Source organism: Pseudomonas germanica, from assembly GCF_019614655.1.
Taxonomy (GTDB): domain Bacteria; phylum Pseudomonadota; class Gammaproteobacteria; order Pseudomonadales; family Pseudomonadaceae; genus Aquipseudomonas; species Aquipseudomonas neuropathica.
Genome location: NZ_CP071586.1, coordinates 2,831,363 through 2,851,431, shown reverse-complemented (window position 1 = coordinate 2,851,431; position 20,069 = coordinate 2,831,363). Strand labels below are relative to the sequence as shown.

The window sequence follows — 20,069 nt, the reverse complement described above, 5'->3', positions numbered from 1 at the left end:
ACTAACATTCTTTTAACGAAAGCTAACAACTAGAGTGTCCGACAATAAAAACAAAAAGCGAGGTCAGGGAATGCAGACTTCCCTCGATGAATACGACTACATCGTGGTCGGCGCCGGCCCTGCCGGGTGTTTGCTGGCCAATCGGCTGTCGGCAGATCCGCAGCAGCGTGTGCTGCTGCTTGAAGCCGGCGGGCGCGACAACTATGCGTGGATTCACATTCCTGTCGGTTACCTGTTCTGCATCGGTAACCCGCGCACCGACTGGTGCTTCAAGACCGAAGAACAACCGGGCCTCAACGGCCGCGCGCTGAGCTATCCGCGCGGTAAAGTGCTGGGCGGTTGTTCGTCCATCAACGGCATGATCTACATGCGCGGCCAGGCCAACGACTACGATGGCTGGGCGGCCGAGGGCAACCCGGGTTGGGCCTGGAACGACGTGCTGCCGCTGTTCAAACAAAGCGAAAACCACTTTGCCGGTGCGGCTGAATTTCACGGCGCCAAGGGTGAGTGGCGGGTCGAGCAGCAGCGTCTGTCGTGGCCGATTCTGGATGCCTTTCGCAGTGCGGCTGAGCAAAGCGGCATCGCCAGCATCGATGACTTCAATCAGGGCGACAACGAGGGTTGCGGCTACTTTCAGGTCAATCAGAAATCCGGCGTACGCTGGAACGCAGCGAAGGCATTTTTGAAACCGGTGCGCGACCGGGCGAATCTGACAGTGCTGACCGGGGTTGAGGTGGATCGGGTGCTGCTCGAAGACGGTCGCGCCTCGAAAGTCAGCGCGCGTCACGAAGGTCAAATCAAACAGTTCAAGGCACGCAAGGAGATCGTCCTGTGCGCCGGCGCGGTCGGTTCGCCGAGCATTCTGCAGCGCTCCGGGATTGGCCCGCGTCCGCTGCTCGAACGCTTGGGCATCGGCGTGATTCATGAGCTGCCGGGCGTCGGCGGCAATCTGCAGGATCACCTGCAACTGCGCCTGATCTACAAACTGGAAAACGCCCGAACCCTCAACCAGATCGCTGGCAGCGTGTGGGGCAAGATGGGCATGGGCCTGCGTTATCTGTATGACCGTAGCGGGCCGCTGTCGATGGCGCCGAGTCAGTTGGGCGCGTTCGCGCGGTCGGGGCCGGAGCAGACTTCGGCGAATCTGGAATATCACGTGCAGCCTCTGTCGCTCGAGCGTTTTGGCGAGCCGCTGCACAGCTTTCCCGCCTTCACCGCCTCAGTTTGCGATTTGCGTCCGCAGAGTCGGGGACGCATCGACATTCGTTCGGCAGATCCACAGGAAGCGCCGCTGATTCAACCCAACTACCTCAGTCATCCTGAAGATCTGCGCGTGGCAGCGGATGCGATTCGTCTGACCCGACGCATCGTCAGCGCCCCTGCCCTGCAAGCGTTCAAACCGGTCGAGTATCTGCCCGGCGCCAGCCTGCAAAGTGATGAAGAGTTGCAGGAAGCGGCGGCGAAGATCGGTACGACGATTTTCCATCCGGTTGGCACCTGCCGCATGGGCAACGACGCTGAGGCGGTGGTCGACGCACAGCTGCGCGTGCACGGCGTGCCCGGTTTGCGCATCGCCGATGCCTCGATCATGCCGCGCATCACCTCGGGCAACACCTGTTCGCCTACGCTGATGATTGCCGAGAAAGCGGCACAACTGATCCTCAACCCCAACACCAGGAGCAGCACCCCGAAATTGGAGCTGGCCCAAACCCTGTAGGAGCTGCCGAAGGCTGCGATCTTTTGACTTTGGATTTTCCAGATCAAAAGCAAGATCAAAAGATCGCAGCCTGCGGCAGCTCCTACAAGGGACCGCGTTTAATTCAAGGCATCACCCGGACACGCAACACCAGTGGAACAACAAAAACAATCACTGTGAGGGATACCGATATGTCAGAACACGTTCAGCCGCTGGACGCCGTGCGCAGCGCGGAAACCAGCCCGGATACACGCAAAGTCATCTTCGCTTCCTCACTGGGGACGGTGTTCGAGTGGTATGACTTCTTCCTCTATGGCGCCCTCGCGGCGGTGATCAGCAAGCAGTTTTTCGCCGGAGTCAACGACACCACGGCGTTCATCTTTGCGCTGATGGCCTTCGCCGCAGGCTTCATCGTGCGGCCGTTCGGGGCGCTGGTGTTCGGTCGGTTGGGCGATATGATCGGGCGCAAATACACCTTTCTCGCGACGATCATCCTGATGGGCGTGGCGACGTTCTGCGTCGGTCTGCTGCCGACCTACGCCAGCATCGGCATCGCCGCGCCGATCATTCTGGTGGTGCTGCGCATGCTTCAGGGCCTGGCGCTCGGCGGTGAATACGGCGGCGCTGCGACCTATGTGGCCGAGCATGCGCCAATCGGCAAACGCGGCTTCCACACCAGTTGGATTCAGTCCACCGCCACCCTCGGCCTGTTGCTGTCGCTGCTGGTGGTGCTCGGTTGCCGATACTTCACCGGCGATCAGTTTGAAGTCTGGGGCTGGCGCATTCCGTTCCTATTGTCGATCGTGTTGCTGGGCATCTCCACCTGGATTCGCCTGAGCCTGCACGAGTCGCCGGCGTACCTGAAAATGAAAGAGGAAGGCAAAACCTCGAAAGCGCCGATCCGCGAATCCTTCGGCAAATGGGAAAACCTCAAAGTCGTGTTGATCGCCCTGTTCAGCATCAACGCCGGGCAAGCGGTGACCTTTTACGCCGCGCAGTTTTACGTGCTGTTCTTCCTGACCCAGTTCCTGAAAATGGATCCGGCGGTGGCCAACACCTTGCTGATCATCAGCGTGGTGATCGGCGCGCCGTTCTTCATCTTTTTCGGCTGGCTGTCGGACAAGGTCGGCCGTAAACCAGTGCTGATGCTCGGCTTGCTGCTGGCCACGGCGCTGTACTTCCCGATCTTCAAATCCCTCGCGCACTACGCCAACCCGGCGATCGATCAGGCCAGCCGTCAGGCACCGATCACCGTACTGGCGGATCCGGCGACCTGCACCTTTCAGTTCGACCCGGTGGGCAAAGCCAAATTCGACAGCCCGTGCGACAAGGTCAAAACCTTCCTGGTCAAACAGGGCCTGCCCTACTCCAGCGCCGCCGCCCCGGCCGGCAGCGCCGTGCAAGTGAGCGTCGGCGACGTCAAACTCGATGGCTTCGACGAGGCCGCACTGCGCGGCGCGATCACCCTGGCCGGCTACCCGCAACAGGCCGATTTGCAGCAGATCAACAAGCCAATGATCGTTGCCCTGATCGTGGCGCTGATCATCATCTCGGCCATGTGCTACGGCCCGCTCGCGGCGCTGATGGTCGAACTGTTCCCGACACGCATTCGCTACACCTCGATGTCGCTGCCATACCACATCGGCAACGGCTGGTTTGGCGGGTTTCTGCCGACGGTGTCGTTTGCGCTGGTGGTGTACACCGGGGACATCTTTTATGGGCTGTGGTATCCAGTGCTGATTACCGGGGTGAGCCTGGTGGTGGGGATGATCTGTTTGCGTGAGACGAAGAATATAGATCTCGACAAGAACTGAAACTCAACCTGACAACTCAATCGGCGAGGGCTTTGACCCTCGCCGTTTTTTTTGCTCAGGCATCAGCCTTGATCACTTCGAACTTCACCTGATCCGGATAAAACGCCACGTAGTCCTTGATCGGACCAACCGAGATTTTCGGTTTCTCATAAGTCCACACCGCATTCGCCCCTTCATGCCCCGGCACTTGCAGACTGAAGTAATTGGCGTCGCCCTTGTACGGGCAATAACTGGTGTGATCGGTGCGGGCGAAATACTTTTCGTCGATGTCTTCGCGGGGGACGTAATAGACCGGCGGGTAGTTGGCTTCGTTGAGGATCAGTACGTGGGACGAGGCCGCGACCTGAATGCCGTGGAATTTCACTATCAGGCAGCCGGGAAGTTGTTCGAGGGCAATGACGGGACTAGGGCCGGAGCTTTTCATGGGGTTCTCCTGGATACGGCGAAGAGACCGGTTCAGGTATAGCTCATTGGTTCTGGTTGGGGTGGGTTTGCAGCCGAACGGCCCTTCAACATCAAAAGCCCCTCACCCCAGCCCTCTCCCCGAGGGAGAGGGAGCCTACGGGGGTGTCTTTCGTTCTACATCGACCTGATATTGCAGTGTCGATTATGGATTCGGCATCGCGCTATCAGGTCGATGTATTTCTGTAGCATCCCCCAATCAGTCCCCTCTCCCACTGGGAGAGGGTTAGGGTGAGGGCCGCTCTCCAGGCATCACGCCACAATATCAGCCGCCACCGCCTGCCCAACCACACCCACAGCAAAGTCCACCGAACCCTGCCCCGTCAGATCAACCATCAGGCTGGTCTGATTGGTCTGCGCGAAGTAAGTCAGGATCGCATCGCCGGCATGCCCGGTGAAACCGCTGACAAAATTCAGCGACGCCGCGCCCGTGGCGAAACCGGCGATCCCCGACAGGTCGATCTTGTCCAGGCCGCTGGTGAAATCCATGATCCAGTCCGGCGCAGTCATAGTTGAATCGCTGGCAGCACCGAACACGAAAGTATCCGCACCTTCACCACCCCACAAGGTGTCGCCACCGCCACCACCGTAAATGATGTCATTACCGGCACCGCCGACCAGCTCGTTGGCAACGGCGTTGCCGATCAGCAGGTCATTGCCTGAGCCACTGATGGCATTTTCCACGGTCACGCCGTGAGCGATGGAAACGTTGCCCACCAAGCCACCAACATCGGAGAACGAACCTTCATTGAGGTTGATCTTCTGGTTCTGGCTGAAGCCGGAGAAGTCCAGCGTATCGTTGCCGCCGCCGTCCCACACCGAAAACACCACTTTGGAAGATGTCGAAGTGGCACTGTAAAAGTCGCGCTCGGCATTGGAATTGAAACCATACGTGGTGTCATCGGCGCGGGTCGCGTAGTTGGCGCCGTAGAGTTTTTGCACCGCAACGATATCGTCCAGCAACGGCGCCGAGGCGTATGCGCCGCTGCCGTCCTTGCTGAAATTCTGATCGGTATTGGCTTCGTTCCAATAGCTCATCAGGCTGTAGCCACGGGTGTCTTCAGCGTACTTGGCATCGTTGTAAGTCGGGTTGCCGTTGCCGGCGTTGTACGCACCCGGGTGCGACAGGCCGAGGGTGTGACCGATCTCGTGGGTCAGGGTCTGGCGCCCGTAGTTGTTGGTGTCCGGAGTTTTGTTGACCTGATATTGATCGTTGATCAGGTACCACGACTGGCCGTCATAGCCACCGCCGCTGGGCAGATAAGCGAATGCCGCACCACCGGTGCTGACGTCGTAGTTGCCGAACGTCATGTGGCCATCGCCGCCCTTGCCTTCGCTAAAGGTGACGTTGGCGACGTCGGCCCAGGATTGCATGGCCAGCACAGCCTGGGCTTTTTGCTGGGCGCTGAACTCGCTGAAGTTGCCCAGCTTGACGTTGTAGTTCGCCGGTTTGTCGGTCAGAAAGCTGTAGCTGAGGTCGATCTTGCCATCAGCATTCTTGTCGCCCCACGACAGGCCTTTACGCAGGATTTCATCAGCGGCCTGGTCAGCGGTAAATGAGGGTTTGCCATTGACCAGCCCGACACCACGGTCATACAGGTGGCTGAACGTATCGATTTCGTCGAAGGCGCTGGTGGTTTTGGATTTGGCTTGAGCCATGGTGGACTTCCTTGTTTCTGAGTAGTCAGTGTCGACAGACCACGGCGATCTTCTGGCGAGATCGTCCTGTCACTCGCGTGTTTGAATCGCTGAAAAACCTGACACAGGTGTAAACCGCAGGCTAATCAATTTCTCGATAGCCCGGGCTGCGTCCCTGTATTACCCGTCATGTGCTGCAATGCTTTTTATCTGTATATCCATACAGATAAAAGTTGCTGCTGACGCCAAGTCCGGCCATTCTGTGCACCTGTGCGGACCTTGATCGACGTGGGTGGTTATGCGGTTGTACCTCTGTGAAAAACCTTCTCAGGCCAAAGACATTGCGGCCGTGCTCGGCGCCAGGCGTCGGGGTGACGGCTGCTGGCTGGGAACAGACGTCACGGTGACCTGGTGCATCGGCCACTTGCTCGAAACCGCCCCGCCGGACGCCTACGACCCCCGCTACAAGCGCTGGGTCCTGGCCGATCTGCCGATCATCCCGGACAAGTGGAAAATGACCGTCAAACCGCGCACCGCCAGCCAGTACAAAGCGGTCAAACGCCTGCTCGGTGAAGCCAGCGAGCTGATCATCGCCACCGACGCCGACCGTGAGGGCGAGATGATCGCCCGGGAACTGGTCGAGCACTGTCGCTATCGCGGGCCGATCCGGCGTTTGTGGCTGTCGGCGCTGGACGAAGCTTCGATCCGCAAAGCCCTGGCGGCATTGAAGCCGGGGGCCGAAACCTTCAGCCTGTATCACTCGGCGCTGGGCCGCTCGCGGGCGGACTGGCTGATCGGCATGAACATGAGCCGGCTATTCACGCTGCTGGGTCGGCAATCGGGTTATCAGGGCGTGTTGCCGGTGGGCCGGGTGCAGACGCCGACCTTGCGCCTGGTGGTGGATCGTGACCGCAGCATCGCCGATTTCGTGCCAGTGCCGTTCTGGGCGATTGATGTCGATCTGCTGCACAACGGCATACCGTTTACTGCGCAGTGGCGTGCGCCGTCGGATACCTGTGACGATCAGGATCGCTGCCTGAATCAGGCGTTGGCCCAGCAAGCGGCGGCTGCGATCAGCAGCGCTGCGAGTGCCCGGGTGGTCAAACTGAAAACCGAGCGCCTGCGCGAGGTGGCGCCCCTGCCCTTCGATCTCGGCACTTTGCAGGAAGTCTGCTCGAAGAAACTCGGCCTCGGCGCGCAGGAAACCCTCGACATCGCCCAGGCTCTCTACGAAACCTACAAAGTCGTCACGTATCCACGCAGTGATTGCGGTTATTTGCCGCTGAGCCAGCACAGTGAGGCGCCGGGGATTCTCGCCGCGCTGCGTCAGGCCGATCCGGGCCTTGAGGCGCTCAACGGGTTTCTGGAGCCGCAACGCAAATCCCGCGCGTGGAACGACGCCAAGGTCAGCGCGCACCACGGCATCATTCCCACCGCTGCAGCGAAGAATCTAGAGCGCCTGACCGGCAAACACCGCGCGGTCTACACACTGATACGTGCGCGCTATCTGGCGCAGTTCCTGCCCAATCACGAATACGATCGCACCCAGGCCGATTTCGATTGCGCTGGTGAAGCGTTGCGTGCGGTCGGCAAGCAGATCATCGAACCGGGCTGGAAACGCGCACTGCCCGAGGCGCTGGCAGCGGCCAAGGGCCGCGAGGCACCGGTACCGCAAACCTTGCCGGCACTTACGCAAGGCGTTGAGTGCGCGGTGGCTGACGTCAAGTTCAAGGATCTGTGGACGCAACCGCCCAAACCCTACACCGAAGGCGATCTGATCAAGGCGATGAAAAACGTCGCCAAACTGGTGGAAGATCCGCTGCTCAAACAGAAGCTCAAGGACACCACCGGGATCGGCACAGAAGCGACCCGCGCCTCGATCATTCAGGGCTTGCTTGACCGTGGCTATCTGGTGAAAAACGGCAAGGCCCTCGCCGCTACCCCGGCGGCGTTCAGCCTGATCGACGCGGTGCCCCGCGCAATTGCCGACCCCGGCACCACGGCCATCTGGGAGCAGGCGCTGGACATGGTGCAAAGTGGCGAAATGAGTCTGGAAGAGTTCGTCACCAAACAGGCAGCGTGGATGAGCAAACAGGTGACGCGCTGTTCCAGTCTCAGCCTGACCATCAGCGGCCCGCCACCAGCCGGTAAAGCGGCGGCCCCGTGGAAGAAAAAACGCAAATCGACCCGCAGCAAAACCACGGGTACGACAAAACGCACAGCGAAACCGTCAGGCAAATAAAACCCGCTAGTGTTTCTGCAAGGCTCAGCACTTTCAGGAACCCTGCGCATGGCCAATATCGAACTGCACCCCGCTCAGCGCGATGAGCTGGATATCATCGAAAACCTCATGCAGTTCTACATGTACGACTTCAGCGAATGGCTGCCGCTGAAGCTCGCCGAGCACGGCTTTTTCTCGATCCAGCCGAAAATCGGCTATTGGCGTCACCCGACCACCCAACCGTTCCTGATTCACGTCAATGGCGAACTCGCCGGTTTCGTGACCGTCGATAACGAAATCCACATCGCCGGGGCCGAACACAACATCGGCTACTTCTTCATCGCCCGACGCTTTCGTGGCCAAGGCGTCGCGCAGTTTGTCGTCTCTGCCCTCTTGAGCCGCATCCCCGGTCAATGGCAGATTTTCCATATCGACGCCAACCTGCCGGCACAGCGCTTCTGGGCCAGGCTGATTCCTTTATTGAGCGACGGCCACTTCACCCTGCAGCAGCGTGAAGTGGACGGCTATCCGTGCACCTTCTACGTGCTGCGAACGCCTTTTTCCGTTGCCTGAACGGATTCTTTCTCATTCCAAAACAGCTTTGTCCGACAATATGTAGTGAGCAAAAATAATCACTACAAAACCGTTGACGGCGTCGTTTTGCTTTTGCATGATGAAGACGTTCCCCGATCGGGAACACCAGTAACACGCTTGAGCAAACTCGTCTGACCGCCGAGTTGTTTTTTCCGGATACACGCTGCCCACAAGGCAGATTGAAGAAGCTGACCTGGCCTGAACGTCCAGTACAAGGACGAGAAGCGCTGGCGAAAATTCTCAAGACGCTTGTGGTCGACACGGTAAATGTCGTCAAGGAGCCTCCCGGTTTTCGCTGCTTCTCCTCGTTGTGACGCTATTGCGTAGCAGTTATTCAACACGACTACATGCAACAGATGCACGACCCCGTACTTCACACGGGCGAGCGCTGACGTCCTGGTTTCGGTGCCAGGGATCAACTAACCGATGGGCTACCTGTATTAGCGAATCAACTTTGAAAGATCACCAGACTGGTCAAGGGGCAATATCATGAATCTGAACAATCAACCTACTATCGAAGAACTGGCTCGTATGTTCGCTGCGCAGAAAGACAGCCATGACAGCCATATTCTCTGGATCAGCAAGTCGGGTCAGGTGCATATCGACTGCCTGGCGACCCATGCTGACGAAGACGAGTTCGACCGCAATCATCAGAACCTGCTGGCCCGCTTGAAGATGTACCGCCGCGGCCACGGTTATGTTGGCAAGAAAGCCGCGGCCGACAAGGACTTCATCGGGAATGTTCTGCAAACGCTGAAACAGGCGTGGGATTCGATGCAGAATAAGAATGAAGTTCGGGTGATTGATCGGTTCTGCTGAGCTAGTAATTAAATAATTGAAAGGCCTGCTTCCTTAAAGGAAGCAGGCCTTTTTTTGTTCGCTTGCATTGATTTGGCGTGACTGGAATTGTAGCCCCTCACCCCAGCCCTCTCCCGAGGGAGAGGGAGCCGATCGAGTGATCTCAAGTCATCCGTCAACCCGGAACACCGAGTTGATTATGGATTCAGCAAAACACTTTCAGGTCGGCGTATTACTCCAACATCTCTCGGTCAGTCCCCTCTCCCCTTGGGAGAGGGTTAGGGTGAGGGCATCCCCCAGCCCAACACCATTTCAGCAAACGCCACCGCCGCCGCACTGTGATAATTATTGCGCCGCCGCAACAACGCCGCTCCACGCTGCGGCGCCTCGCTCTCCACGCGCAACCGGCGCAATGCCCGATCCTCCGTCGCAATCGCCTGCGGCAGCATCGTCGCCAGCGGTGAGTGCCGCACCACTTCCAGCAACGTACTCACCGAATTCACCTCAATCCGCACCTGCGGCGTAATTGCGTGCTGACGGAAATATTCATCCACCGATAACCGCGTGATGAAGTCCGGCGCCAACAAGGCGAAATCCAGTGAAGCAATATCTTCCGGCGTCAGTAACGAGTGGCTGTCATACAGCGGGTGCTCACGCCCGACCATGATCCCCAACGTTTCGGTAAACGCCGGAATGCATTCGATATCAGCATTGCGCACCGGCGTAAACGCAATCGCAATATCCAGCGAATCATCCGCTAACCCCGCCTCGATGTCGTCCATCGACAGCTCGAAAATCTGCAAATGAATCCCCGGATAGCGCGCGGCAAAGTCGCGCACCAACGGTCCGACCAGGTACGCCATGAACGTCGGTGTCATCGCCAGACGCAACGTCCCGCGAGACAAATCCTTCACGTCATGCAACGCGCGCTTGCCCGCCTCCAGCTCCACCAGCACCCGTCGCGCGCATTCGATGTAGGCCTCGCCAGCATCGGTGGGTTTGACCGTCCGCGAGGTGCGATCAAACAGATTGACCCCCAGTGTCTCTTCCAGTTGGCGAATCTGCTGCGACAAGGTCGGCTGTGAAACATGCAATGCCTCGGCGGCACGGGTAAAGCCGCCGTGATCGGCAACGGCCAGCAGGTAACGCAAATGTCGCAGCAGCATGGGAACACCATCTATAGGCAGGACTTATGCCAAGCATTGTATATCGGTCTTGGACGCTATGGATGAATCGGCAGAAGATCAATCCCACACAGCAAGCCAACCCCTGAAAGGAGTGACACCATGCAACAGTCCCACGCCTACAACGACACCAGCCTGGCCCTGACCACCCGCATTCTCGACGCCAAGGCACGCAAAGATCTGTCGTGGCAGGATCTCGCCGACGACACCGGCCTGAGCCTGGCGTACGTCACCGCTGCCCTGCTCGGTCAGCACCCGCTGCCGGAAAACGCCGCCCAAGTGGTCGGTGACAAGCTGGAACTGAGCGCTGAAGACGTCGCGGCGATGCAGATCATCCCGCTGCGTGGCAGCCTCAGCGGCGTGCCGACCGACCCGACCATCTACCGCTTCCACGAGATGATCCAGATCTACGGCACCACCCTCAAGGCCCTGGTTCACGAACAGTTCGGCGACGGCATCATCAGCGCGATCAACTTCAAGCTCGACATCAAGAAAGTTGAAGACCCGGAAGGCGGCTCCCGCGCTGTGGTCACCCTCGACGGCAAGTTCCTGCCCCTGCGTCCGTTCTGATCCGCACCGGCCCGCACCCTGCGTGCGGGCCAACCCACCCCAAATGGTTACCCGTCACCACTGCGTCTGGAGGCTGCCCCATGCAAAAAATTCTACTGATCCTGGCCCTGCTCGGCGGCTTTTCCGTCCAGGCATCTGCCGCTGACGAGGCCGTTGCCTACCGCTATGGCATGCAGATGGATATCGCCCAAGTGCTGAACATTACCCCGGTTGCCGATGTGTGTGGCGTGGTGCCGGTGGAGATGACGTATCTGGACAGCCACGGTGGCAAACACGTTCTTCAATACAGCGAATTCGGCAGCGGTTGCTCGAACTAAGAGGACAACACCATGAAAAACCTGATTGATGGCTTCCTGAAATTCCAGAACGAAGCGTTTCCGCAACGCACCGAACTGTTCAAACACCTGGCGACCACGCAACAGCCCGGCACCTTGTTCATCACCTGTTCCGACAGCCGTGTAGTGCCAGAATTATTGACTCAACAAGAACCCGGCGAGCTGTTCGTGATCCGTAATGCCGGCAATATCGTGCCGTCCTACAGCCCGCATCCGGGCGGGGTTTCGGCAACGGTGGAATATGCGGTGGCGGTGCTCGGCGTGACCGACATTGTGATCTGCGGCCATTCGGACTGCGGCGCGATGACCGCGATTGCCCAGTGCAAATGCATGGATCACCTGCCCGCCGTCAGTGGCTGGCTGCAGCATGCCGAGTCGGCAAAAGTGGTGAATGAAGCGCGGCCGCATGCCAATGACGCGGCGAAGTTGAGTTCGATGGTGCGCGAAAACGTGATCGCGCAACTGGCAAACATTCAGACCCACCCGAGCGTACGTCTGGCTCAGGAGAAAGGCCTGCTGAATCTGCATGGCTGGGTGTATGACATCGAGACCGGCTCGATCGATGCGCTGTCCGCCGACCGCCGCACGTTTGTGCCGCTGGCTGAACAGCCGGCGACTTGCGCGATCCACGCACAAACCACCCACGCCGCCTGAGCATCTGTTCGTGCCCACGCTCTGCGTGGGAATGCCTCAGGGGACGCTCTGCGTCCAGTGACGCGGAGCGTCACGGGCTGCGTTCCCACGCTGGAGCGTGGGAACGATCATTGTCCGCCAGATCAGCGTTTTACCGTGAGGTCTACTTGGGTCATGCGGCTACGAACAGTGAACACGCCATCCCCCGAAAGAATCGCACTGCGCGCAAACAAGCGCCCACTCTCCCAGTTCGAAAGCCCCAACTCTGGTTTGTTGAGCGCGTACTGCCCATCGACCCAACGAGTAATGCCGTTGCCCACGAACGGCGCGTTGACCGCGTTGTAAAAGCGCTCCTGAACCTGCGCATCCTCGCTGATCAACGACACGGTAAATTGCGGGCTGTAGCGGTTGAACAGCGCAATCGCATGATCCAGATCGTCAACGATCATCAGGCTGACTTCCGGGGTTTCTTCCCACTCCCACTCGCGGCCCAACTCGGACTCTGCCAAGGGTTCGGCCAGTGCTTCGGTCTGATAGCCCTCGGCGCGATAGACCTCGACCGTCGCGTTCTGCCACTCGCTCGGCAAGCAACTTTCGCTGCCTTCGACGATGTGCAGTTTGCAACCCTGACCACGCGCGGTGCCGGCCTGTTGCAATGCCTCAAGAAACAACGGCACCAGTTCCGCCGCGCGATCACGCTGGATCAGGCAGACGTTCAACGTATTGCAGACTTTGCGATCCAGCGAGTTGCGCACCACGGCGGCGAAACGTTGGGCATCCGCATCACGATCAGCGATCAACCACGCACCTCCCGTGCCGTGCAGGCTGACGGCGGTGCCGGCCTGCTGGGCAATGCTGCCCAGTTGACTGACCGCACGCCCCGAACCGCGCGCCACCGCCAGCGACAAACGCCGGTCAGCGAACATCGCCCAACCGGCGGCATGATTGACGCTTTCCACCAACGACACCGCGCCGGCCGGAAGACCGGCATCGGCCAGCGCCGGGTTCAACGCATGAGTGACGATGGCCTGCGCGGTGCCCAACGCATCGCTGCCAATGCGCAAAACGGCGGTGTTGCCAGTGCGCAAGACACCGGCTGCGTCGGCGAACACGTTCGGCCGGCCTTCAAAGACAAACGCGACGATGCCCAACGGCGAAACCACTTGCTCGACCTTCCAGCCATCATGCTCAACGCTGCTGATGACTTTACCGCGCGTGGCTGCGGCATCCCGCCAGGCGCGCAGACCGGCGATCATGTCGCCACGCATGCGCTCATCGGCGAGCAATCGGGTGGTGGAACGACCGCGCGCCTTGGCCCGTTCGATGTCCGCGCGGTTGGCGGTTTCGATGTGTGCCCAGCACGCAGGGGTTTCCAGACGTTGCGCAAACAGGTCGAAAAACTGGCTGATGGCCTCATCGGACACCGCCGACAACGCAGTGAATGCCGCTGCCGCACGTTCGATCGCCACGGACGCCGCTTGCTGATCCGCCACGGGAATCAACAGCAACTCGCCACTGACCTGCTCCACCAGCAGATGGTCACCGGGCTGAAAGCGCGCGGCCAGTTCGGGGCTGACCACGGTGACGCGGTTACCAGCGAAAGGGATCGGCGTGCCAGCGACTAGACGTTCGAGCGCGAGAGACATGAAGCGGATTCACCATGCAGGGAGCGGCCGGAAAATGTAGCGGATTACTCGATGAAATACACCTCTTCAAACACTTAAGAAACCTGTGGGAGCTGGCTTGCCAGCGATAGCGGTGGTTCAGTCAATTTATAGTGACTGACAGACCCTCATCGCTGGCAAGCCAGCTCCCACAGGGTTTTGTGGTGTCTGTGTGATCGGGTCAGAAGACTGACCAGCCAATCCGCGCGCTAAGCATCTCCAGCGCCGCCATGCCCGCCAACGAATTCCCCGCCGCATTCAATTCTGGCGACCACACGCACACCGTGAACTGCCCCGGCACCACCGCGACAATCCCGCCGCCGACACCGCTCTTGCCCGGCAAGCCAACGCGATAAGCGAAGTTGCCCGCTTCGTCATACAAGCCGCTGGTAGCCATGATCGAGTTGACCTGTTGGGTTTGCCGACGCGTGAGGATCTGTTCGCCGCTGTGTTTGCAGAAACCGTCGTTGGCCAGAAAGCAGAAAGCCCGCGCCAGATCAATGCAGTTCATGCGCAACGCGCAGTGGCTGAAATAGCTGCGCAACACCGCTTCGACGTCGTTGTGAAAGTTGCCGAACGACTGCATCAGATACGCCATCGCTGCATTGCGCGCACGGTGTTGATATTCGGAGTCGGCGACTTTGCCGTCGATCATGATCTGCGGATTGCCTGACAGTCGGCGGACGAAATCACGCATCGACAGGGTTGGTGCAGCAAAGCGCGACTGGTTGATGTCGCATATCACCAGCGCGCCGGCATTGATGAACGGGTTGCGTGGCCGACCGCGCTCGAATTCCAGCTGCACCAGCGAGTTGAACGGTTGCCCGGACGGCTCGTGTCCGAGGCGTTCCCAGATCGCTTCGCCGGAATGATCGATCGCCTGCACCAGGCTGAACACCTTGGAAATGCTCTGCACCGAGAACGGCGTCTCGGCGTCACCGGCGCAATACATCTCGCCGTCGTTGCCGTACACGGCGATGCCCAGCTGATTGGCCGGCACGGTGCCGAGGGCAGGAATGTAGTCAGCCACCTTGCCCTGCCCGATCAACGGGCGGACAGCGTCAAGAATCTCGTTCAACAGCGCTTGCATGCCGGGTTCCGAAGTCTCGCCCCATGGGATTGCGGGGACACTGGGGCTAGACGCTGCGCCCGCCCGTCGAATCACACCGGCCGCCATCGCACTGAATGTTCTAGGCTCAACCGCACATTCAAAAACGGGAGAGCAACCATGCAACTCGAAGGCTCCTGCCATTGTGGCGAGGTCACGTTCAGTCTCACCAGCGCCCATCCCTACCCTTATCAACGCTGCTATTGCTCGATCTGTCGCAAGACTCAGGGCGGTGGCGGTTGTGCGATCAACCTTGGCGGCGACGCGACCAGCCTCAAGGTGCGCGGGCGCAAACACATCAGCATTTACCACGCGAAGATGAAAGACGAAGGCGACCAGCGCGCCCATCGCAGCAGCGCCGAACGACATTTCTGTTCACTGTGCGGCAGCGGCTTGTGGCTGTTCAGCCCGGAATGGCCGGAACTGATCCACCCGTTTGCCTCGGCCATCGACACGCCGTTGCCGGTGCCGCCGGAACATACGCATCTGATGCTCGGTTCGAAAGCAACCTGGGTGGAAGTCGAGGTGAAACCCAAGGACCAGCAATTTGACGAATATCCCGAAGAATCGATTGCCCAGTGGCATGAGCGCCTCGGCTTGACCCGCTGAACAGTGCCCCTATAGGAGTGAGTCTGCTCGCGATAGCGGTGGATAGGCACACCCATGCTGACTGACCCGACGCTTTCGCGAGCAGGCTCGCTCCCACAGGAGAACGCATTCCATTTGTGGGAGCGAGCCTGCTCGCGAAGGGGTCGGCACAGGCCACAGCATTAATCCAGATGCGCCCAGGTCATCCGGAACGACGCCCCACCCCAAGGCGAATCGCCCACCTCAACCTGCCCGCCATGGGACTGCGAGACCCGTCGCACCAACGCCAGGCCCAAACCAAACCCGCCGGTGCGGCGATCGCGACTGGCATCCAGCCGCGAAAACGGTTCAAAGATTTTCTCGCGCCCGTCCACCGGCACCCCCGGCCCATCGTCGTTAACCCGCACCTGGTAATAATCGCCCGTGCGTTCCAGCGTCACTTCCACCCGCTGTTCGGCATAACGAATCGCGTTGCGCAGCAGATTGATCACCGCCCGCGCCATGAATCGCGGTTCGATGCGCACTGTGTCGATCCGGCAATCCGCGATCAGCAACTGCACCCCCGCCGCTTCGGCCTCCAGCGCCACGCTGCCAACCACGCTATCAAGCCAATTGGCAGCCTGGATGTTTTCGCGCTTGATCACCGTCGCGCCGCGCTCAAGGCTGGCGTAGGTCAGCAGCTCGGACACCATCTCCTCCAGTTCACCAAGGTCGGCGTACATGTCGGCAATCAGCTCGCGGTTCTGGCTGGCGTCCGGCTGTTGCTTAAGCTGGTCGAGTTCAAACGACAGCCGCGCAATCGGCGTGCGCAGTTCGTGAGACACGGCATTGGTCAGCTCACGCTGATTGGCGATCAGCCCTTCGATGCGCGCCGCCATCAGATTGAAGTGTTCGGCCAGATCGCGAATGTTCGAGCGTTTCGACAATTGAATGCGCACCGACAGGTCGTTATCGCCGAAACGCTCGGCGGCCAGGCGCAGTTTTTCCAGATCGCGCCAGTGCGGGCGCACCCAGAAAAACAGGACGATGCCGATCAACACGGCAATCATCAGGTAGGCACTGGCGATGTAGAACGGCATCAGGCTCGGCTCGGCCGGCAATCGGATGCTGAGCAACTGCGGCCCCTCGTCAATCGCAGAAATGTACTGGTTGTACTTGTCGCGGATCACCAGCAGCCCTTTGGCCAGCTCGGCTTTTTCCTCGTTGCTCAGGGCCAGTTCAGAGGCGTCGACCAGCGTCAGCCCCAAACCGTAATGCGGGCGGATCGTTTCCAGCTGTTGTTCCCGGGCCGGTCTGTCGAGGTCGCGCAGCTGCTGGCCCAACGTCCAGGCCTGGCCGCGCACGGCCTCACGGTTGTAGTCCTGCATCTGATAATCGAGCAAGGCATCAAAAGTACGCTCGACCGTTTGCAGCGCCAGCACCAGACCTATCGTCATGACCAGAAACAGCCCGAGAAATAACCGCAGCATCTACAGCTCCCACGCGAACGGATTGAACAGATACCCCTTGCCCCACACGGTTTTGATGCACATCGGCTCGCGGGGATTGTCTTTGAGCTTGTTGCGCAATTTGCTGATGTACACGTCGACGCTGCGATTGAGCCCGTCGAAGGCAATCCCGCGCATGCGATTGAGAATGTCATCCCGCGACAGCACCTTGCCCGCCGCGCTGGCCAGCAACCACAGCAGCTCGAATTCCATGGTGGTCATTTCAATGACCTCGCCCGCCAGCCGCACTTCACGGCAACTGCGGTCGACGCTCAACTGGCCGAACTCCAGAAAACTGACGACATTGCTATCCGGCACCTGCCGCCGCTGCAGCGCTCGCAGCCGGGCCAGCAATACCGGTGGTTTGATCGGTTTGATCACGTAGTCATCGGCGCCGGACTCCAGACCGAGGATATGGTCGAGGTCATCTTCCTTGGCCGTCAGAATCACGATCGGCGTGTCCGATACACTGCGAATCTCGCGGCACACGTGCAAACCGCTCTGCCCCGGCAACATCAGGTCGAGCACCACGACTTTCGGTTTGAACTCGAGAAAGGCAGCCACGGCCAGATCACCGCGATGCACCGTGCGCACCTCGTAGCCGTGTTGTTCGAGAAAGTGGGCGATCAGCGCGGCGAGGCGCTCATCGTCTTCCACCAGCAGGAGTTTGCCAAAACCCAGGTTTTCCATAACGACCGTGTGCCGCCCATGTGTGAAGTGGTCGGCATTATGGCGGCAATCGCAGGCGGAGGTCCGTTATCGGTAATGTTTCATACTCTTAAGAGTTTTTAACATTCAAACGCAAAAGATCGCAGCCTTCGGCAGCTCCTACAGGGAAACGCATTCCAAATGTAGGAGCTGCCGAAGGCTGCGATATTTTGACGTTGTTTTTTCGAACAGGGTTATGCCGCGACAGGCACACCGCTGTGGAAGCGGAATTCTTCATCCGGCGACTCGATCAGTTCCTGCTCGGCGGCGCGGACTTTCTCGATGACCTGAGCAATATCCTTCGCATCGCCGTATTGATAGGCCAGTTTCAGATAACCCTGAAAATGCCGCGCCTCGCTTTTCAGCAGGCCAAAGTAGAACTTGCCGAGTTCTTCGTCCAAATGCGGTACCAGTGCTTCGAAACGCTCGCAACTGCGCGCTTCGATAAACGCGCCGACCACCAGCGTATCCACCAGTTTCACCGGCTCGTGGCTGCGCACTACCTTGCGCAAGCCCGAAGCGTAACGACCGGCGTGGAGCTGGCGCAGTTCGATCTTGCGCCGCTTCATGATGCGCATGACCTGCTCGTGGTGCACCAGTTCTTCCCGGGCCAGACGCGACATCATGTTGATCAGGTCGACGTGGGAATGGTACTTGGCAATCAGGCTCAGGGCGGTGCTGGCAGCCTTGAACTCACAGTTCTTGTGGTCGATCAGCAGGGTTTCCTGATCGGCCAGTGCAGCCTGAACCCAGGCGTCGGGGGTGCGGCAGCCAAGGAATTCGTGGATTTCGGGAAGGATCATGGGGCTCACGGTAAAAGGTGTTCGAGCGAAGGGCGCCGATTATACCGGCCTGTCCGCAGACCACCAGCGGCTGGCGTTGATATGCATCAAGTCGCGCACGATCGGACAGCAACTATAGTTGTGCAACGCCGTGCCTTTTCTTTGCTGGAGACTCCGCTCATGCAAGCCATTCGCAGCATTCTGGTGGTCATCGAACCCGAACATTCGGAAAGCTTGGCGCTCAAGCGCGCCAAATTGATCGCCGGCGTAACCCAGGCCCATCTGCACCTGCTGGTGTGCGACAAGAAGCACGACCACGCCGGCATGCTCGGTGTGCTCAAAGCCGCACTAGTGGCCGACGGCTACAGCGTGACCACCGAACAGGCGTGGAACGAGAGCCTGCACGAAACCATCATCGATGTGCAGCAGGCCGAGGGCTGCGGTTTGGTGATCAAGCAGCACTTCCCCGACAGCTCACTGAAAAAAGCCCTGCTGACCCCGGCGGACTGGAAGCTCCTGCGCCACTGCCCTACCCCGGTGCTGCTGGTGAAAACCGCCGGTTCGTGGAAGGACAAGGTGATTCTGGCAGCCGTGGACGTGGGCAATGCCGATGGTGAACATCGGCATTTGCACACGACGATCATTGATCATGGCTACGACATCGCCAGCCTGGCCAAGGCGCATCTGCATGTGATCGCTGCGCATCCATCACCGATGCTGTCGGCTGCAGACCCGACGCTGCAACTGAGCGAAACCATCGAGGCGCGTTATCGCGAGCAATGTCGAGCGTTTCAGGCGGAATTCGATGTCGATGATGAGCATCTGCACATCGAGGAAGGCCCGGCGGACGTTTTGATTCCGTTCATGGCGCACAAGCTGCAAGCGGCGGTGACCGTGATTGGCACGGTGGCGCGCACCGGGTTATCAGGGGCACTGATCGGCAATACCGCGGAAGTGGTGCTGGATGCGCTGGAAAGTGATGTGTTGGTGCTCAAACCGCAGGAGGTTGAGGATCATCTGGTGGAGTTGGCGGTGAAACATTAAAGATCAAAAGATCGCAGCCTTCGGCAGCTCCTACAGGTAGAACGCATTCCCATGTAGGAGCTGCGGCACGCTGCGATCTTTTGACCTTCAGGCGCCAAAGGCGTCTTTGAGAAATCCGGGGGCGATGTAACGCTGATAGTGCGCTTCCGACAGCAGGAAGAATTCCCGATCAATGGCATCGCGCAATTCCGGCAGGTTCCAGTCGCGAAACTCCGGCAGCAACACCATCCCGTACGCTTCCAGATTAATGATCACCCGCGCCCCACGGGCAATCAGCTGATACGCCCAGCAATATTCCGACTGATGCGGCACGAAGCGGATCTTGCGCTGCTCGAGTTGCTCGCGCAGGCGCGCCGAATCGAAAATCTCGACCTTGGCCGCCATCACTTGTGACAGCAATTGCTCCAGACGCAACCATACCGCACGTTTTTCTTCCTCGTTGTAGCCATTCCAGTGGATCACTTCGTGGTGGAAACGCTTACAGCCACGGCACACCAGATCACCGTAAACAGTGGAGCAGAGGCCGACGCAGGGGGTCTTGATGGTCTGATTGGGCATAAGATAGGTAAAACACTGAAACGCGGAACAGGTCGGCATGTTAGCCCTTTGTCGGGCATTGATCACCCCTCAAACTTCAGGGTCACAGCCACGCGCGGCGTTTGCCCTGGCCACGCGCATTGCCACGAAAGTCCAATAGAGCCCGACTTACCTTTAAATTTTTTTTGCCGTAGAATCAGCCAGCC

19 protein-coding genes are annotated in these 20,069 nt (G+C 59.3%); 10 read left to right on the top strand and 9 right to left on the bottom strand.

The window, feature by feature from the left end; translation table 11 throughout:
• Positions 1-70 precede the first annotated feature (70 nt).
• Both J0G10_RS12715 and J0G10_RS12710 read left to right on the top strand, forming a co-directional pair.
• Positions 71-1,717 (top strand): GMC family oxidoreductase, encoded by a 1,647-nt coding sequence (locus J0G10_RS12715; protein ID WP_220558586.1) that lies wholly within the window; start codon positions 71-73, stop codon positions 1,715-1,717.
• A 170-nt stretch (positions 1,718-1,887) separates the two neighbouring features.
• Positions 1,888-3,510 carry an MFS transporter gene (locus J0G10_RS12710; protein ID WP_095047447.1) on the top strand — a complete coding sequence of 541 codons (1,623 nt, stop codon included), beginning with the start codon at positions 1,888-1,890 and terminating at the stop codon, positions 3,508-3,510.
• 55 nt (positions 3,511-3,565) lie between these two features.
• Here the strand turns inward: J0G10_RS12710 and J0G10_RS12705 are convergent, their stop codons facing one another.
• Both J0G10_RS12705 and J0G10_RS12700 read right to left on the bottom strand, forming a co-directional pair.
• Positions 3,566-3,934 carry a DUF427 domain-containing protein gene (locus tag J0G10_RS12705; RefSeq protein ID WP_093437143.1) on the bottom strand — a complete coding sequence of 123 codons (369 nt, stop codon included), beginning with the start codon at positions 3,932-3,934 and terminating at the stop codon, positions 3,566-3,568.
• 290 nt (positions 3,935-4,224) lie between these two features.
• Entirely contained in the window at positions 4,225-5,631 is a 1,407-nt protein-coding gene (locus J0G10_RS12700; RefSeq protein ID WP_220558585.1) for a serralysin family metalloprotease, read from the bottom strand.
• 277 nt (positions 5,632-5,908) lie between these two features.
• Here J0G10_RS12700 and J0G10_RS12695 point away from each other — a divergent pair, with 277 nt between their 5' ends.
• From J0G10_RS12695 to J0G10_RS12685, 3 genes are all read left to right on the top strand, one after another.
• On the top strand, positions 5,909-7,852 hold the full coding sequence (locus tag J0G10_RS12695) for a DNA topoisomerase III (protein WP_095125758.1): 1,944 nt from the start codon (positions 5,909-5,911) through the stop codon (positions 7,850-7,852).
• Positions 7,853-7,900: 48 nt separating this feature from the next.
• Positions 7,901-8,404, top strand: a complete 504-nt coding sequence (locus J0G10_RS12690) for a GNAT family N-acetyltransferase (RefSeq protein ID WP_220558584.1) — start codon at positions 7,901-7,903, stop codon at positions 8,402-8,404.
• Between the two features lie 510 nt (positions 8,405-8,914).
• Complete coding sequence (locus J0G10_RS12685) at positions 8,915-9,244, top strand: hypothetical protein (RefSeq protein WP_093437124.1); 330 nt, start codon at positions 8,915-8,917, stop codon at positions 9,242-9,244.
• A gap of 257 nt (positions 9,245-9,501) precedes the next feature.
• On the opposite strand, the gene cynR is transcribed toward J0G10_RS12685, so the two are convergent.
• Positions 9,502-10,389, bottom strand: a complete 888-nt coding sequence (gene cynR / locus J0G10_RS12680) for a transcriptional regulator CynR (RefSeq protein WP_220558583.1) — start codon at positions 10,387-10,389, stop codon at positions 9,502-9,504.
• 120 nt (positions 10,390-10,509) lie between these two features.
• Between cynR and cynS the strand changes: the two genes are divergently transcribed.
• The 3 genes from cynS (at position 10,510) to J0G10_RS12665 (ending at position 11,966) form a co-directional block, all read left to right on the top strand.
• Positions 10,510-10,977 carry a cyanase gene (gene cynS, locus J0G10_RS12675; protein ID WP_093437115.1) on the top strand — a complete coding sequence of 156 codons (468 nt, stop codon included), beginning with the start codon at positions 10,510-10,512 and terminating at the stop codon, positions 10,975-10,977.
• 80 nt (positions 10,978-11,057) lie between these two features.
• Positions 11,058-11,294: a DUF2790 domain-containing protein gene (locus J0G10_RS12670; protein ID WP_095047452.1), complete on the top strand. Its 237-nt coding sequence runs from the start codon at positions 11,058-11,060 to the stop codon at positions 11,292-11,294.
• A 12-nt stretch (positions 11,295-11,306) separates the two neighbouring features.
• Positions 11,307-11,966: a carbonic anhydrase gene (locus J0G10_RS12665; protein WP_077573391.1), complete on the top strand. Its 660-nt coding sequence runs from the start codon at positions 11,307-11,309 to the stop codon at positions 11,964-11,966.
• A 122-nt stretch (positions 11,967-12,088) separates the two neighbouring features.
• Here J0G10_RS12665 and J0G10_RS12660 read toward each other — a convergent pair whose 3' ends face one another.
• The gene (locus J0G10_RS12660; RefSeq protein ID WP_095047453.1) at positions 12,089-13,591 is read right to left on the bottom strand and encodes an aldehyde dehydrogenase family protein; all 1,503 of its coding nucleotides are present in this window, start codon (positions 13,589-13,591) and stop codon (positions 12,089-12,091) included.
• Positions 13,592-13,790: 199 nt separating this feature from the next.
• Entirely contained in the window at positions 13,791-14,699 is a 909-nt protein-coding gene (glsB, locus tag J0G10_RS12655) for a glutaminase B (protein ID WP_007911001.1), read from the bottom strand.
• A 138-nt stretch (positions 14,700-14,837) separates the two neighbouring features.
• Here glsB and J0G10_RS12650 point away from each other — a divergent pair, with 138 nt between their 5' ends.
• Positions 14,838-15,326, top strand: a complete 489-nt coding sequence (locus J0G10_RS12650; RefSeq protein WP_095047454.1) for a GFA family protein — start codon at positions 14,838-14,840, stop codon at positions 15,324-15,326.
• A gap of 161 nt (positions 15,327-15,487) precedes the next feature.
• Here the strand turns inward: J0G10_RS12650 and J0G10_RS12645 are convergent, their stop codons facing one another.
• From J0G10_RS12645 to miaE, 3 genes are all read right to left on the bottom strand, one after another.
• On the bottom strand, positions 15,488-16,774 hold the full coding sequence (locus tag J0G10_RS12645; protein WP_095047455.1) for an ATP-binding protein: 1,287 nt from the start codon (positions 16,772-16,774) through the stop codon (positions 15,488-15,490).
• Complete coding sequence (locus J0G10_RS12640; protein ID WP_095125763.1) at positions 16,775-17,482, bottom strand: winged helix-turn-helix domain-containing protein; 708 nt, start codon at positions 17,480-17,482, stop codon at positions 16,775-16,777.
• A gap of 212 nt (positions 17,483-17,694) precedes the next feature.
• Positions 17,695-18,303: a tRNA-(ms[2]io[6]A)-hydroxylase gene (gene miaE / locus J0G10_RS12635; RefSeq protein WP_095047457.1), complete on the bottom strand. Its 609-nt coding sequence runs from the start codon at positions 18,301-18,303 to the stop codon at positions 17,695-17,697.
• 159 nt (positions 18,304-18,462) lie between these two features.
• Between miaE and J0G10_RS12630 the strand changes: the two genes are divergently transcribed.
• Entirely contained in the window at positions 18,463-19,326 is an 864-nt protein-coding gene (locus tag J0G10_RS12630) for a universal stress protein (protein WP_038366282.1), read from the top strand.
• A gap of 87 nt (positions 19,327-19,413) precedes the next feature.
• Here the strand turns inward: J0G10_RS12630 and J0G10_RS12625 are convergent, their stop codons facing one another.
• Positions 19,414-19,884 carry a DUF1289 domain-containing protein gene (locus tag J0G10_RS12625; protein ID WP_064117650.1) on the bottom strand — a complete coding sequence of 157 codons (471 nt, stop codon included), beginning with the start codon at positions 19,882-19,884 and terminating at the stop codon, positions 19,414-19,416.
• Positions 19,885-20,069: the final 185 nt, after the last annotated feature.